General features: G+C 69.0%; 12 protein-coding genes and 1 pseudogene. 3 read left to right on the top strand and 10 right to left on the bottom strand.

Annotated elements, in window-relative coordinates; genetic code table 11:
• Positions 1-85: 85 nt before the first annotated feature.
• The gene (trpB, locus tag ACFWZ3_RS04795; RefSeq protein WP_439706646.1) at positions 86-1,297 is read right to left on the bottom strand and encodes a tryptophan synthase subunit beta; all 1,212 of its coding nucleotides are present in this window, start codon (positions 1,295-1,297) and stop codon (positions 86-88) included.
• Positions 1,298-1,410: 113 nt separating this feature from the next.
• On the opposite strand from trpB, the gene ACFWZ3_RS04790 reads away from it, so the two are divergent.
• A complete protein-coding gene (locus tag ACFWZ3_RS04790) occupies positions 1,411-2,295 on the top strand; it encodes a LysR family transcriptional regulator (RefSeq protein ID WP_439706645.1) in 885 nt (294 codons plus the stop codon).
• A 62-nt stretch (positions 2,296-2,357) separates the two neighbouring features.
• Here ACFWZ3_RS04790 and ACFWZ3_RS04785 read toward each other — a convergent pair whose 3' ends face one another.
• The 9 genes and pseudogenes from ACFWZ3_RS04785 to prmB all read right to left on the bottom strand — a co-directional run bounded on the left by ACFWZ3_RS04785 (position 2,358) and on the right by prmB (position 11,487).
• Positions 2,358-2,993 carry a phosphoribosylanthranilate isomerase gene (locus ACFWZ3_RS04785; protein WP_439706644.1) on the bottom strand — a complete coding sequence of 212 codons (636 nt, stop codon included), beginning with the start codon at positions 2,991-2,993 and terminating at the stop codon, positions 2,358-2,360.
• Positions 2,990-3,757: a tRNA pseudouridine(38-40) synthase TruA gene (truA, locus tag ACFWZ3_RS04780; protein ID WP_439706643.1), complete on the bottom strand. Its 768-nt coding sequence runs from the start codon at positions 3,755-3,757 to the stop codon at positions 2,990-2,992. The genes ACFWZ3_RS04785 and truA overlap by 4 nt, the downstream gene beginning before the upstream one ends.
• Before the next feature lie 158 nt (positions 3,758-3,915).
• The gene (locus ACFWZ3_RS04775; protein WP_439706642.1) at positions 3,916-6,231 is read right to left on the bottom strand and encodes a FimV/HubP family polar landmark protein; all 2,316 of its coding nucleotides are present in this window, start codon (positions 6,229-6,231) and stop codon (positions 3,916-3,918) included.
• A gap of 161 nt (positions 6,232-6,392) precedes the next feature.
• Positions 6,393-6,695: a hypothetical protein gene (locus ACFWZ3_RS04770; RefSeq protein ID WP_439706641.1), complete on the bottom strand. Its 303-nt coding sequence runs from the start codon at positions 6,693-6,695 to the stop codon at positions 6,393-6,395.
• Positions 6,695-7,726, bottom strand: a complete 1,032-nt coding sequence (locus ACFWZ3_RS04765; RefSeq protein ID WP_439706640.1) for an aspartate-semialdehyde dehydrogenase — start codon at positions 7,724-7,726, stop codon at positions 6,695-6,697. Before ACFWZ3_RS04765 ends, ACFWZ3_RS04770 begins: the two co-directional genes overlap by 1 nt.
• Before the next feature lie 29 nt (positions 7,727-7,755).
• Positions 7,756-8,762, bottom strand: a pseudogene (locus ACFWZ3_RS04760) (2-hydroxyacid dehydrogenase).
• Positions 8,763-8,784: 22 nt separating this feature from the next.
• A complete protein-coding gene (aroC, locus tag ACFWZ3_RS04755) occupies positions 8,785-9,873 on the bottom strand; it encodes a chorismate synthase (protein ID WP_439706639.1) in 1,089 nt (362 codons plus the stop codon).
• A gap of 132 nt (positions 9,874-10,005) precedes the next feature.
• A complete protein-coding gene (locus ACFWZ3_RS04750; protein WP_439706638.1) occupies positions 10,006-10,545 on the bottom strand; it encodes a GNAT family N-acetyltransferase in 540 nt (179 codons plus the stop codon).
• A gap of 21 nt (positions 10,546-10,566) precedes the next feature.
• On the bottom strand, positions 10,567-11,487 hold the full coding sequence (prmB, locus tag ACFWZ3_RS04745) for a 50S ribosomal protein L3 N(5)-glutamine methyltransferase (protein ID WP_439706637.1): 921 nt from the start codon (positions 11,485-11,487) through the stop codon (positions 10,567-10,569).
• A 92-nt stretch (positions 11,488-11,579) separates the two neighbouring features.
• On the opposite strand from prmB, the gene asd reads away from it, so the two are divergent.
• Both asd and ACFWZ3_RS04735 read left to right on the top strand, forming a co-directional pair.
• Positions 11,580-12,428, top strand: coding sequence for an archaetidylserine decarboxylase (asd, locus tag ACFWZ3_RS04740; RefSeq protein WP_439706636.1), 849 nt, complete (start codon positions 11,580-11,582; stop codon positions 12,426-12,428).
• A gap of 88 nt (positions 12,429-12,516) precedes the next feature.
• Positions 12,517-13,002 carry a hypothetical protein gene (locus ACFWZ3_RS04735; protein ID WP_439706635.1) on the top strand — a complete coding sequence of 162 codons (486 nt, stop codon included), beginning with the start codon at positions 12,517-12,519 and terminating at the stop codon, positions 13,000-13,002.
• Positions 13,003-13,033 lie beyond the last annotated feature (31 nt).

The following is a 13,033-nucleotide window of genomic DNA, read 5'->3' as shown; positions in this document are numbered from 1 at the left end:
GTTGGAATCAGGGGGCGCATGGCGCTGGCAGGAGCCCAGGCCCATGCCAACACGAGCAAAATCCCGACGCGTGCGAGCCGTTGCATCACAAGGCAATGCCCTCGCGTGCGGCGATGGTGTGCACGTCCTTGTCGCCGCGACCGGAAAGGTTGCACAGCACCAGCGCATCTTTCGGATATTCGCGCGCGAGCTTCATCGCCTGTGCCACGGCGTGGCTCGATTCGAGCGCAGCGAGGATACCCTCGGTGCACGCGAGCAGGTGGAAGGCCTCGAGGGCTTCGTCGTCGGTCACGCCGACGTAGTCGGCGCGCCCGGCGTCCTTGAGGAAGGCGTGCTCGGGGCCGACGCCCGGGTAGTCCAGGCCCGCCGAAACCGAGTGCGTCTCGGTGATCTGGCCGTTGTCGTCGCACAGCACGTAGGTGCGGTTGCCGTGCAGCACGCCGGGGCGACCGGCCGCCAGCGAGGCAGCATGGTGGCCGGTGGCGATGCCCTCGCCCGCTGCCTCGGCGCCGACAATGCGCACGTCCGCGTCATTGAGAAAGGCATGGAACAGGCCGATCGCGTTGGAGCCGCCACCGACGCAGGCGGTGATCGCGTCCGGCAGGCGACCGTAACCTTGGAGCATCTGCTCGCGTGCCTCGCGCCCGACGATCGCGTTGAAGTCGCGCACCATCTGCGGGTATGGGTGCGGGCCGGCCACGGTGCCGATGATGTAGAAGGTGTCGGCCACGTTGGTGACCCAGTCGCGCATGGCCTCGTTGAGCGCGTCCTTGAGCGTTTTCGAGCCCGAGGTCACCGGCACCACCTCGGCGCCCAGCAGCTTCATGCGGTAGACATTGATCTTCTGCCGCTCGATATCGACCGCGCCCATGTAGACCACGCACTTCATGCCGAAGCGGGCGGCCACGGTGGCGCTGGCCACGCCGTGCTGGCCGGCGCCGGTCTCGGCAATCACACGCTGCTTGCCCATGCGCCGCGCGACCAGGGCCTGGCCGATGGTGTTGTTGATCTTGTGCGCGCCGGTGTGGTTGAGGTCCTCGCGCTTGAGCAGGATCTGCGCCCCGCCGACGTGCCGGGAGAGCCGATCGGCATGGTAGATCGGGCTGGGACGGCCGACGTAGTACTTCAGGTCCCGGTCCAGTTCGGCCAGAAAATCGGGGTCCCGGCGCAGGCGCTGGTAGGCCTCGGTCAGCTCAGCGAGCGGCGCCATCAGCGTCTCGGCGACATAGCTGCCGCCGTAAGCACCGAAGCGGCCGTGCGCGTCCGGCCAACAGTGGAAATCCTGGTTTGCGGGCATGGGAATACTCCAATCGGCAGCGACGGGGCGCCGCGCAAGGCTCACACCTTAGTGCCGTCCAGGCTCGCGAAAAAGCGAAAATTTCGCGTCTTCTTGTGAGTTAGACTCACAACATGTCCGAGCGTGACCTGCCCTCGCTGCATGCCCTGCGCGCTTTTGAGGCGGCCGCACGACTGGGCAGCATGAGCCTGGCAGCACAGGAACTGCACGTTACCCACGGCGCCGTGAGCCGCCAGGTACGCTCGCTGGAAGAAGCACTGGGCCAACCGCTGTTCGTCCGTCAGGGCCGGGGTATCCAGGTGACCTCCGCCGGGCGGAGCCTGCAGGAAAGCTGCCACGCCGCTTTCGGTCAACTGCGTGAGAGCTGGACGCGGCTTCGGCGCGAGCAGGCAGGCGCCCCCCTGGTGCTGGGCTGCTCGGGCAGCGTGCTGGCGCGCTGGGTGATCCCGCGACTGGAACGTTTGAGGCACGAACTGCCCACACTGACCTTGCACCTGGCCGCGCAGGAGGAACCGGCATCCCTGGCTGGGGTGGACGCCGCCCTGCTGCTGGAAGCGCCACCCTGGCCCGCGTCCTGGCAGGTGTACGACCTGGGAGCCGAACGCATCGGCCCTGTGCTCAGCCCCCGCCATCCCGATGTCGAGCGCCTGTGCGCCCTGCCCGCCTCCGCCTTGTGTGACGAGCCGCTGCTGTATACGGCTTCGCGCCCGCAGGCCTGGCCGGACTGGGCGCGCGCGATGGGGCTGGCGCCGGATTCCATGCAGCAGGCCCAGGCGCTGCCGCACCTCTATTTCCTGCTCGAAGCCGCCGCCGCGGGATTGGGTGTGGCGATCGCGCCGCAGCCGCTGGTGGCCGACGACCTGGCCAGCGGCCGGCTGCTGGCGCCCTGGGGCTTCCGCGAGACGGGCGGTCGCTGGATCCTCGCGACCGCACACGCGGCCGATGCCCGCCTGGAAGCCCTGGCCGCGTGGACGCGCGACGAACTGGCCGGACACTGAGACGCGGGCAACATCCTGTGCGGGCGACCGCGGGCGATCGAACTTCCGTGGCGCCGGCGTAATCAAACGCCCCGGCCATACCCATCTGCGGCACGCGCCGCAGCGATGAAGGCCGCCAACCGTTCCGGGTCCTTGATGCCGGGTGCCGATTCGATGCCGCTGGACACATCCACGCCCCACGGGCGTGCGACGCGGATGGCTTCGGCGACGTTGCCGGGATGCAGGCCACCAGCGAGGATCACCGGCTGTCCCAGCTCGCGCGGCATCAGTGACCAGTCGAACGCCTGGCCGCTGCCGCCCGCCTCGCCCAGGCCGTGCCCGTCCAGTACCAGGCCCGCGGCGCCGGGATACGCGCGCAGGCGCGGCAGCGCATCGGCGCCCTCGCCCATCGCGATGGCCTTAAGGTAGGGCCGCCCGAACTGCGCGCACCACTCGTCACGCTCGGCACCGTGGAACTGCAGCAGCGCCGGCTGTACGGCGGCAATCACCTCATCGACGAAAGCCGCATCCTCGTCCATGAACAACGCCACGGGCGTGACCATCGGCGGCAGCGCGCGGACGATCGCACGTGCCCGGTCGATGTCCACTCGCCGGCGGCTGCGCGCGGTGAAGATCAGGCCGATCGCATCCGCACCCAGTTCGGCGGCCCGCACGCCGTCCTCGACGCGCGTCATGCCGCAGCACTTGATGCGGATCATGCGCTCACCTCTGCCGGCAGGCCCCAGTGGGCTTCGTAACGCGGCCCGATGAACGTCAGGCCGGAGGCGGGTGCGGTCGGACCGGCGACTTCGCGGTTCCTTCCGGCCAGCAGTTCGGCCGGCCACGCGACTGGCTGCTGTCCGCGTCCGACCATCAGCAACGAGCCGACGATGTTGCGCACCATGTGGTGCAGGAAGGCATTGGCCTCGATCTGGACGATCACCTGCTCGCCCTCGCGTCGTACGTGCAGGCCCAGCACGCAGCGTCGCGCATGCGCGGCCTGGCAGGACACCGCGCGGAACGCCGAGAAGTCGTGTTCGCCGAGCAGCGCCTGTCCCGCCTCGTGCATCGCCGCAGCATCCAGCGGCAGCCGCTCCCAGGTGACGTAGCGGGCGTCCAGCGCGGCCCGTACCGGGCGGTTGAGGATGGTGTAGCGGTAGCGTCGGCTGCGCGCGCAGAAGCGGGCGTGGAAGGTCTCGAGCACCGGTTTCGCCCACAACACCGCCACGGAGGTGGGCAAGTTGGAGCAAGATCCAAGCACCCAGCCGCGCATGTCGCGCTCGACCTCGGTATCGAAGTGGACTACCTGGCAACGCCCATGCACGCCGGCATCGGTGCGGCCGGCACAGGTCACCGCGACCGGCTGCGCGGCCACGCGCGAGAGCGCCTGCTCCAGCGCGCCTTGCACAGTGGCGCCGTGGGTCAGGCGCTGCCAACCGAGGAAATCGGTGCCGTCGTATTCGACACCCAGGGCGATGCGCATGCGGGAGGTCCTGCGGAACAACCGGGAAGCGTAGGGTGGGCTTCAGCCCACCGCAACCGATCTGGCGCGGGGAACGGAGAAACCTGAGTCCAGTCTACGCGGCCAGACATGCGAAGGGCCGGCATGGCCGGCCCTTCGCGCGAGCAACGGAGGAGACCTCAGGACAGCGAATCGATCAGACGCTGGGCCGCATCCTTCTGCATCTGCGTGCCCTCGTTCATCACTTCCTCGAGCATGGCGCGGGCACCATCGGCGTCGCCCATGTCCATGTAGGCGCGGGCCAGGTCGAGCTTGGTGTCGATCGGATCGTCGCTGAACTGGTTCTGGACCATCTCCTGCGGTTCGGCCGCCGCCGCCGAGGCGGTGGTGTCGTTCACCGGCTCTTCGAAGTTCCACGTCGAGGGCGTCGCGTGTTCCACCGGTGCGGGCTCGACGTCCCGCATCACCGTCAGGTCCTCGTCCCGATCCTCGTCCCCATCCTCCTCGCGCATCGAGCTGTCGGCGACCGGGGCCTGGGCCGGGCGTGGCGGCGTGAGATCGAAATCGAAGTGGTACTCGCTGACCTTGGGGCGCTGACCACCGGCCGACTCGTCGTCGATGGCCGTTTCCTCGGCGTGGCTGGCGTAGCTGTCGAGGTCGAACGGCTCCATCGCCTCGCCTGCGTGCTGGCGCTCGTCCTCGCGGGAATCGAACGCGTCCTGCGCGCCCTGGCCGGCAAACAGCGGATGACCGGGCACCAGGTCCTCGCCCATGGCGAGCACGTCCTGCCACTCGTCCTGCTGCGGGTCGACGATGTGGGCGTGCATCGCTTCGGCCGCGGCCTCGAAGTGCTCCACGTCGCGGCGGGAGTAGTACAGGCTCACCAGCTCCAGGTGCAGGCCGATGTCGTCCGGATGCTCGGCCAACTGGTCGAGCAGCTCGTCCTGGTCCGGATCCGCGCTCGCCGGGGCGGACGCATCCGGCGCCGCGCCGAAACGATCGGCCAGCGACGGCGCCGTGGACACGGCGCGGGAAGCGGCCGGCTTGCGGCGACGACCCAGCAGCGCAAGCAGGATCAGCAGCAGGACAGCACCACCCGCGGCGGCCCACGCCCACGGCTGCATGAACCAGGGCTCTTCGGCGGGCGCCGTGGGCTTGTGTGTCACCGGCCTGGGTTTGTTCACCGGCTTGGCGACCGGCTTGGCTTCCGGCTTGCTGACGACCGGCGCCGCGGCACTATGCGCCGACGCGACGGAGCCGGCTGCAGCCACCGTGCCCACGCTGCCGGGCTTGGCCGGCGTGGCCGCTACCGAAGCGGAAGCCGCGGGCTTGGCAGTGGATTCGGGGACCGCCGCGGCGGTGGGCGCAGCAGCGGTCGACGCGATGGCCGGCAAGCCGGCCTTCTTGCGGGCTTCGGCGAGCTTGTGCTGCAGCTCCGCGATCTCGTTGTCCTTGAGCGCAAGCAGGCGGGTGTTCTTGTCGTTGATGTCCTGCAGATCCTTCAGGCGCGACTTCAGTTCGGCGCTCTGCTGCTGCAGGGTGGTGAGGGTTTCCTGGCTGCGCATCAGATCCTGGCGCAAGGCTGCATCGCCCTTGCCGCCCTGGGCGCCGGCGCCCTTGCCGCCTTCCTTCGCAGGCACCAGCGCCAGCCGGTCGGCGGACGCATTGGCCGGCGCATTGGGGGCTTCCGTACGCGTGGCGGCATCGGCCACGGTGGTGGTCGCACCGGTCGACTGGGCGCGCCAGCCACCGTTCTGGCGGCGGACTTCGGCCATGGCGGCGGCCACGTCCATGGCCTGCGCTTCCTGGCTGGTCGGCACGCGCAGCACCGCGCCGCTCTTCAGCGCGTTGATGTTGTCCTGGTAGAACGCGTCCGGGTTGGCCTGCTTGAGGGCCAGCATCATCTGGCTGGCGTCCACGCCGGCCGGCGCAACCTGGCGGGCGATGCCCGACAGCGTCTGGCCGCGCTCGACCTGGAGCTGCCCGCCGGCGGCCACGCGACCGGTGGCCGGCGGGGCGGCGGTCGAGCCGGTCGTGGCCGGACGCGCGGCGGTGCGGGGTGCGGTGCCACGTGGCGCGCGTGCGCTGGGCGTCATCGGCGCGGTGCCCGGCGGGTCGAGCAGGACCGGGAATTCGCGCAGGCTGCGGCCCGATGCGTTGTCCACTTCCACCAGCAGGTCGAGGTAAGGATCGTTGACCGCGACGGCGCTGGTGATGCGGATCACCTTGCGACCGCCCACGTCCACGATGCTGAACTGCAGCGGCAGGTCAGGCCGGTTGCCGGAAAGGCCGGCGCGGGCGAAATCCTCCGGCGAAGCCAGGCGCGCGGTGAGGTTGCGCAGCTCGGCCGGGCTGTCCGGCGTCAGCGGAATTTCCGCCAGCAGCGGCTGACCAAGGGCCGATTTGACCTGGATCTGGCCCAGCTCGAGTGCGGCGGCCTGGGTGCTGCCCAAGGCCAACGCCAGCAGCATCGACAGTTTCAACGAACGATTCATCGCTTCGATTCCCCCAAACGCCCGAGACGCTTCATGCCATCGCCGCGGGCTGCGGCGACACCGGAACGCGCGTCACTTTAGTTATATAAATGCCAATCAACAATAGCTGCGGCGACCGCTTAGCGCATATTGCTGCGGCGTGTTCTCGTTCCGGCAACAGGTCAGCGACCCGCGTTGCCTCCCTGGCGATGGTCGTCCACGGCCTGCAGCTGACGGCGCAGCCGGGCGATTTCCCGGTCCTGCTCATTCAGGCGATCGTTGGCCTGGCGGCTGTGCGACTCCTGCTCGTCAAGCTGGCGCTGCAATTGCGCCAGCTCCGCGCCGCGTGTCCGCAGCTGTTGCTGCAACTGCACCTTGGGGGGCACCCGCTGCCCTGCCACCGCGGCCTGCTCCGGGCCGCCGTCGGCAAGGGCCGGCAGCGCGGCGAGGGTCAGCAGCGGTAGCAGGAGCCAGGGTTTTCGCATTAGAGATAATCCTCGATCAGCCGTTCGGCGATCTGTACCGCATTGAGCGCGGCGCCCTTGCGGATGTTGTCGGCCACGATCCACAGATCCAGGCCACGCTCGTGCGAGATGTCCTCGCGGATGCGGCCCACGAACACCGGATCCTTGCCGGCGGCATCGCCCACCGGGGTCGGATAGCCGCCCGGCTTGCGCTCGTCCATGACCACCACACCCTCGGCCTGCTCCAGCAGCGCGCGGGCCTCGTCGGCGTCGATCTTGTCGCGGGTTTCCACGTGCACCGCCTCGGCGTGGCCGTAGAACACCGGCACCCGCACGGCGGTGGGGTTCACCGCAATGGAGTCGTCCTCCAGGATCTTGCGCGTCTCCCACACCATCTTCATTTCTTCTTTGGTGTAGCCGTTTGGCTGGAACTCGTCGATGTGCGGGATCACATTGAAAGCGATCTGCTTCGGGAATTTCTTGCCCGGTTCCACATCCTGGAAACTCAGAAGCGCCGCCGTTTCCCGGCCGAGCTCCTCCATTCCGCTGCGCCCGGCGCCCGAAACGGACTGGTAGGTCGCCACGTTGATCCGCTCGATGCCCACCGCCCGATGGATCGGCGCCAGCGCCACCAGCATTTGCATGGTCGAGCAGTTGGGATTGGCGATGATGCCGCGCGTGGTGTAGTCGGCGATGGCGTGCGGGTTGACCTCAGCGACCACCAGCGGGATGTCGTCCTGGTAGCGGAACTCCGAGGTGTTGTCGATCACCACGGCGCCGGCCGCCGCCGCACGCGGCGCATGCACGCGGCTGACCGAGCCGCCGGCGGAAAAGAAGGCGATGTCCACGCCGTCGAAATCGTAATCGGCCAGGTTTTTCACCGTGACCTGCCTGCCGCCGAAGGAAATCTTCTCGCCAGCGGAGCGCTCGCTGGCCAGCGGCACCAGCTCGCCGACGGGGAAATCGCGCTCGGCCAGGATGCCCAGCAGGGTTTCGCCGACCGCGCCGGTGGCGCCGACCATGGCGACCTTGTAGCTGCTCTTCTTGCTCATGGGATGTCTTTCTGCCTTGTGGGAGGTGATCAGGATGCCGGCCGCCCGGCCAGCACCCCCGGGTTGATGAGGGAAGGCGGATGCCCGGCGTGCGGGCCATGCCCGAACAGCGCCAGCACGTTATCCACCGCCAGCGCGGTCATCGCGCGGCGAGTGTCCCAGGTGGCGCTGGCAATGTGCGGGCTCAGGATGACGTTGTCGAGCGCGAGCAGCGCCGGATGGACGGCAGGCTCCCCTTCGAACACGTCCAGCGCGGCGGCGGCCAGGCGCCCGTCCGCCAGGGCGGCGGCCAGCGCAGCGTCATCGACGATCCCGCCGCGGGCGATGTTGACCAGCACGGCCGAGGGTTTCATCGCAGCCAGCTCGGCCGCGCCGATCGCATGACGGCTCTCACCGGTCAACGGCACCGCCAGCACGAGGAAGTCCGATTCAGCCAGCAGTGTGGGCTTGCCGGCGTAACGCGCGGCGCATCCGGCCTCGACGGCGGCCGGCAACCGGGAGCGATTGTGATAGATGACGTGCATGCCGAAGCCCGCGGCGCGACGCGCGATCGCCTGTCCGATACGCCCCAGGCCCAGGATGCCCAGCGTGCGGCCGCGCGTGTCCAGCCCCAGCCAGTCCTTGAAGCCGTTGGCGCGCCAGTGCCCTGCCCGCAACCAGCGCTCGGCGTTACCCATGTGGCGTGCCGCGCCCAGCAGCAACGCCCATGTGTAATCGGCGACGCTTTCGCTGAGCACGTCCGGCGTATTGGACGCCGCGATGCCTGCGGCGGTGAGCGCGGGGATGTCCAGGTTGTCATGGCCCACGGCGAGGTTGGCGACGATGCGCAGGCGTGACGCGCTCGCCACTTCGGCCGCCCCGACGCGCTGGTTCAACCCCACGATGGCGGCGTCGAGTGACGCCAGCCGGAAGCCAGGTCCGCCGGCGCGAACATGCGTTCCTCCGTCCCGGCCGCCACCTCGAAGTGGGGTTCCAGGCGGGCGACGATGTCGGGAAAGGTGGGACGCGAGATCCACACCCGCGGCTTGCCGGTCATGGGAATTCCATAGGCGAAAACGTCAGGCGATGCGTGGGGCGACCGGCCCCACGTCCCCACATTGCGCGCGATGGCGCAGCGCGTGGTCCATCAGCACCAGCGCCAGCATGGCCTCCACGATGGGCGTGGCGCGGATGCCCACGCAGGGGTCGTGCCGACCTTTGGTGACCACCTGCACCGGCTCGCCGGCCAGGTTCACGCTCTGCCCCGGCACCAGGATGCTGGAGGTGGGCTTGAACGCCACCGACACCGTCACCGGCTGGCCGGTGCTGATCCCGCCAAGGATGCCACCGGCATGGTTGGACGTAAAGCCGTCCAAATGCATTTCATCGCGGTGCTGCGTGCCACGCTGGGCGACGGCCGCGAAACCGGCACCGATCTCCACGCCCTTGACCGCGTTGATCGACATCATCGCCGCCGCCAGGTCGCCATCGAGCTTGCCGTAGACCGGCTCGCCCCAGCCGGGCGGCACGTTCTCCGCGACGGCGTTGACGCGCGCGCCGACCGAATCGCCGGACTTGCGCAGCGCGTCCATGGTTTTTTCCAGCTCGGCCACCTGTCCCGCGTCCGGCCAGAAGAACGGGTTGGCTTCCACCGCTTCCCAGTCGAAGCCGCGCGGAACGACCTCGCCCAACTGAGCCAGGTGGCCACGCACGCGCACGCCATGCCGCTCGGCCAGCCACTTTCTGGCGATCACCGCCGCGGCCACGCGCATGGTGGTCTCGCGCGCCGAGGCGCGGCCGCCGCCGCGCGGGTCGCGGATGCCGTATTTCTGCCAGTAGGTGTAGTCGGCGTGGCCCGGACGGAACGTCTGCGCGACGTCGCCGTAGTCCTTGCTGCGCTGATCGGTGTTGCGGATCAGCAGCGCGATCGGGGTACCGGTGGTACGGCCTTGGTAGACGCCCGAGAGGATCTCCACCTCGTCCGCCTCGTGGCGCTGCGAGGTGTGCCGGCTACGCCCGGTCGCGCGTCGCTCGAGGTCGTGGCGGAAGTCCTCCGGCGCGATCGCCAGCCCCGGCGGGCAGCCGTCGATGACGCAGCCGATCGCCGGCCCGTGGCTTTCGCCGAAGGTGGTGACGGTGAAGAGCTTGCCGAAGGAGTTGCTGGACATGCCAGGCGTCCGCTACGAGGAAGCCGAAGCATAGCCGCTCGCCAGACCTCTCTGTAGGAGCGCACCCGTGCGCGACCGCGATGCCAAGCCTTGCGGTGCGGGCGGAGCTCGCGGTCGCGCACGGGTGGGCTCCTACAAGGGCCTGGCCGCCTGCCACTCGCGGGCAAGGATGGCGAACACCACGTCGTCCACCCACTCGCCGTGCAGCCACAGGCTCTCGCGGAAATGCGCCTCCTGGTGCATGCCGAGCGTCTGCAACAGGGCCATGCAGGCGGTGTTGCGCGGATCGACGGAGGCGTGGATGCGGCGCCAGCCCAGCACGTCGAACCCCTGATGGAACACGGCATGCAGCGCCTCTCGCGCGTAGCCGTGGCCCTGGTGCGCGGGCGCCAGGCTGATGCCGAACTCCACCGAGTCGCCCGGCGTGTCCGGCAGGCACACGCCCAGGTCGCCGATCAGCGCATGGCTGTCACGCAGGCGGATGGCGCGCTGGAACCAGAGGCCCGCCGCCGGCTCAGCCTGCGTATCGATGAAGGCGCGCGCCTCCGCGACACTTGCCGGACGCCATCCCTGGAAGCGTGCCACCGCCGGATCGGCCCGGCAGGCGTACAGGGCTTGGGCGTCATCCGGATGCAGGCGATCGAGCAGCAGACGGTCGGTGGTCAGTTCCATGCGGCCGCCTCCTGATGATGCTCAGCGGCGTGCGGCGGCGGCGGCGCGGATCGCTGCCGCGTGCTCGACCAGGTCGCGGCGCTCGAGCGCGAACACGCCCATCGGCCCGACCTTGAACTCGATCCACACGAAGGGGACTTCGGGCAGCAGCGCGGCCAGCGCGTGCTCGCTCTCGCCCACCTCGACGATCAGCAGGCCGTCGTCGCTCAGGTGATCGGCCGCCTCGTCCAGGATGCGCAGGCAGATGTCCAGGCCGTCCTCGCCCGAGGTCAGCCCCAGCTTCGGCTCGTGGCTGTACTCGCCCGGCAGCGCGGCGTATTCGTTCTCGGTCACGTAGGGCGGGTTGGACACGATCAGGTCGTAGCGTCGCCCCTTCACGCCGGCGAACAGATCGGACTTCACCGCCTCCACGCGACCCTCGACGTGCTGGAACACGATGTTCTCGCGCGCCAGCGACAGCGCCTCGTCACTGATGTCGGCGATGTCCACCTGCCAGTCCGGGTTGTACTCGGCCATGGCGATGCCGATGCAGCCCGAACCGGTGCACAGGTCCAGCGCGCGCTCGACCTGGCGGCCGTCCAGCCACGGCACAAAGCCCGATTCGATCAACTCGGCGATGGGCGAACGCGGCACCAGCGCGCGGCGGTCGCTCTTGAACTTGAGGCCCGCAAACCAGGTCTCGCCGACCAGGTAGGCCACCGGCAACCGCTCGTTGACGCGCCGCTCGATCAGTTCCAGCACGCGCTGACGCTCCTCGGCGGTGAGCTTGCCGGCGCCGTAGGCCGGCGGGATATCCGGCGGCAGGTGCAGGCTGGCCAGCACCAGGTGCGTCGCCTCGTCGATCGGGTTGTCGTGGCTGTGCCCGAAGGTCAACCCGGCAGCGGAAAAGCGGCTGGCGCCGTAGCGGATGAAGTCGATGATGCTGGCAAGTTCGGCGGTCACGGGGCCTTTCCTGGCGGGCGCGGCGTGGAGGATCGGCGATTATCCATCACCACCGCGCTCAGGGCGACCGGCTTGGCGCTTATACTGGCTGGATGACTTTCGCCGTCCTCGTCCAATACCTCCTCCCCCACCGCGCCCTGTCCCGGGTGGTCTACTGGGCCACGCGCTGGACCTGGCGGCCGTGGAAGAATTTCCTGATCGGCCAGATCGTCGAGCGCTACAAGGTCGACATGGCCGAGGCGGCACAGAGCGATCCGTTCGCCTACCAGCACTTCAATGCGTTCTTCACCCGCAAGCTGAAGCCGAATGCGCGGCACGAGGATGGCGACCCGACCGCCCTGATCTCGCCCGCCGATGGTCGCATCAGCCAGGCCGGGCGCATCGTGGACGGGCGCATCTTCCAGGCCAAGGGGCAGGATTACACTGCGGCCGAGCTGCTCGGCGACGCGGAAGCGGCCGCGCCGTACCGCAACGGCGAATTCGTCACGATCTACCTCTCCCCGCGCGACTACCACCGCGTGCACATGCCGCTGGGCGGGACGTTGCGGGAAACAGTGCACATTCCCGGCCGCATCTTCAGCGTGGCGCCCTTCGCGGTGGAGGCGATTCCGCGCCTGTTCGCGCGCAACGAGCGTCTGGTCTGCCATTTCGACAGCCCGAACGGCCCCTTCGCGGCGGTGATGGTCGGCGCCGTGCTGGTGTCGTCCGTAGCCACGGTGTGGGATGGGCTGGTGATTCCGCCCTATGCCTCGGACATCCGTCGCAAGTCGTTCGCCGGCCAGGGCATCACGCTCGCCCGGTTCGCCGAGATGGCGCGCTTCAACATGGGCTCGACGGTGATCCTGCTGCTGCCGCCCGGGATGATCGAACTGGACGCGCAACCCCAGCAGACGGTGAAGCTGGGCCAGCGCCTCGGCCGCCGGCCACTGCCGGGCAACTGACGCGGAACGTCATTCTGTGACGTTTTAGGCGTACTCGACCGTGTCGCTTGGCTATGCTCCCGCCGTCAAACGGCTCGGGGGAGAACCCATGCGATCGATCGTTCCGCTCATTGCCTTCGTGCGCGGCCAGCAACTGGAACGGCAATTTCGCCGCATCGGCAAGAGCATGGATTCCCTGCCCGCCGCGTCTCGTGCACGGCTGAGTCTGCTCACGCTGCGCGAGATCGGCCAGGCCGCACGCAGCGAGTTCCCGCATTTGTACGGCACCCCGCCGCAGGACCGCTACCTGCCCTGGGGCCGCGGTACCGCTACCGGCTTTGCCCGTGCCTGTTCGGACAATCCCGAAGTCGCGCTGCGCGGCATGGCGTTATGGCTGGCGGTGGCCTACCACGAGACCAAGGATTCGCCCTACGCATTCCTTCGCTCGCGCCATCGGCAACTGTTGCGCGTGGTCCGCGAGTTGAAGGAGTTGCACGGCGCGGCGCCCATGAGCGCGAAGGCGTGGTCGAGAGCTGGATGCAGTCCGGCGCTGCGGCCTGAGCCGAGGCCTGAGCGGGAGCCCGCTTGCGGGTGATGTTCCTGTGCGCAGGTCGCAAGGAACATCG

The sequence above is a fragment of the Frateuria sp. GZRR35 genome (genome assembly GCF_051900415.1).
GTDB lineage: Bacteria > Pseudomonadota > Gammaproteobacteria > Xanthomonadales > Rhodanobacteraceae > Frateuria_A.
The sequence above is the reverse complement of the archived record's forward strand: the minus strand, read 5'-3'. Positions and strand labels throughout refer to the sequence as shown.

Coding starts and splice junctions, on each gene's coding strand:
- trpB (WP_439706646.1), bottom strand. CDS start 1,297: ATGCCCGCAAACCAGGATTTCCACTGTTGGCCGGACGCGCACGGCCGC.
- ACFWZ3_RS04790 (WP_439706645.1), top strand. CDS start 1,411: ATGTCCGAGCGTGACCTGCCCTCGCTGCATGCCCTGCGCGCTTTTGAG.
- ACFWZ3_RS04785 (WP_439706644.1), bottom strand. CDS start 2,993: ATGATCCGCATCAAGTGCTGCGGCATGACGCGCGTCGAGGACGGCGTG.
- truA (WP_439706643.1), bottom strand. CDS start 3,757: ATGCGCATCGCCCTGGGTGTCGAATACGACGGCACCGATTTCCTCGGT.
- ACFWZ3_RS04775 (WP_439706642.1), bottom strand. CDS start 6,231: ATGAATCGTTCGTTGAAACTGTCGATGCTGCTGGCGTTGGCCTTGGGC.
- ACFWZ3_RS04770 (WP_439706641.1), bottom strand. CDS start 6,695: ATGCGAAAACCCTGGCTCCTGCTACCGCTGCTGACCCTCGCCGCGCTG.
- ACFWZ3_RS04765 (WP_439706640.1), bottom strand. CDS start 7,726: ATGAGCAAGAAGAGCAGCTACAAGGTCGCCATGGTCGGCGCCACCGGC.
- aroC (WP_439706639.1), bottom strand. CDS start 9,873: ATGTCCAGCAACTCCTTCGGCAAGCTCTTCACCGTCACCACCTTCGGC.
- ACFWZ3_RS04750 (WP_439706638.1), bottom strand. CDS start 10,545: ATGGAACTGACCACCGACCGTCTGCTGCTCGATCGCCTGCATCCGGAT.
- asd (WP_439706636.1), top strand. CDS start 11,580: ATGACTTTCGCCGTCCTCGTCCAATACCTCCTCCCCCACCGCGCCCTG.
- ACFWZ3_RS04735 (WP_439706635.1), top strand. CDS start 12,517: ATGCGATCGATCGTTCCGCTCATTGCCTTCGTGCGCGGCCAGCAACTG.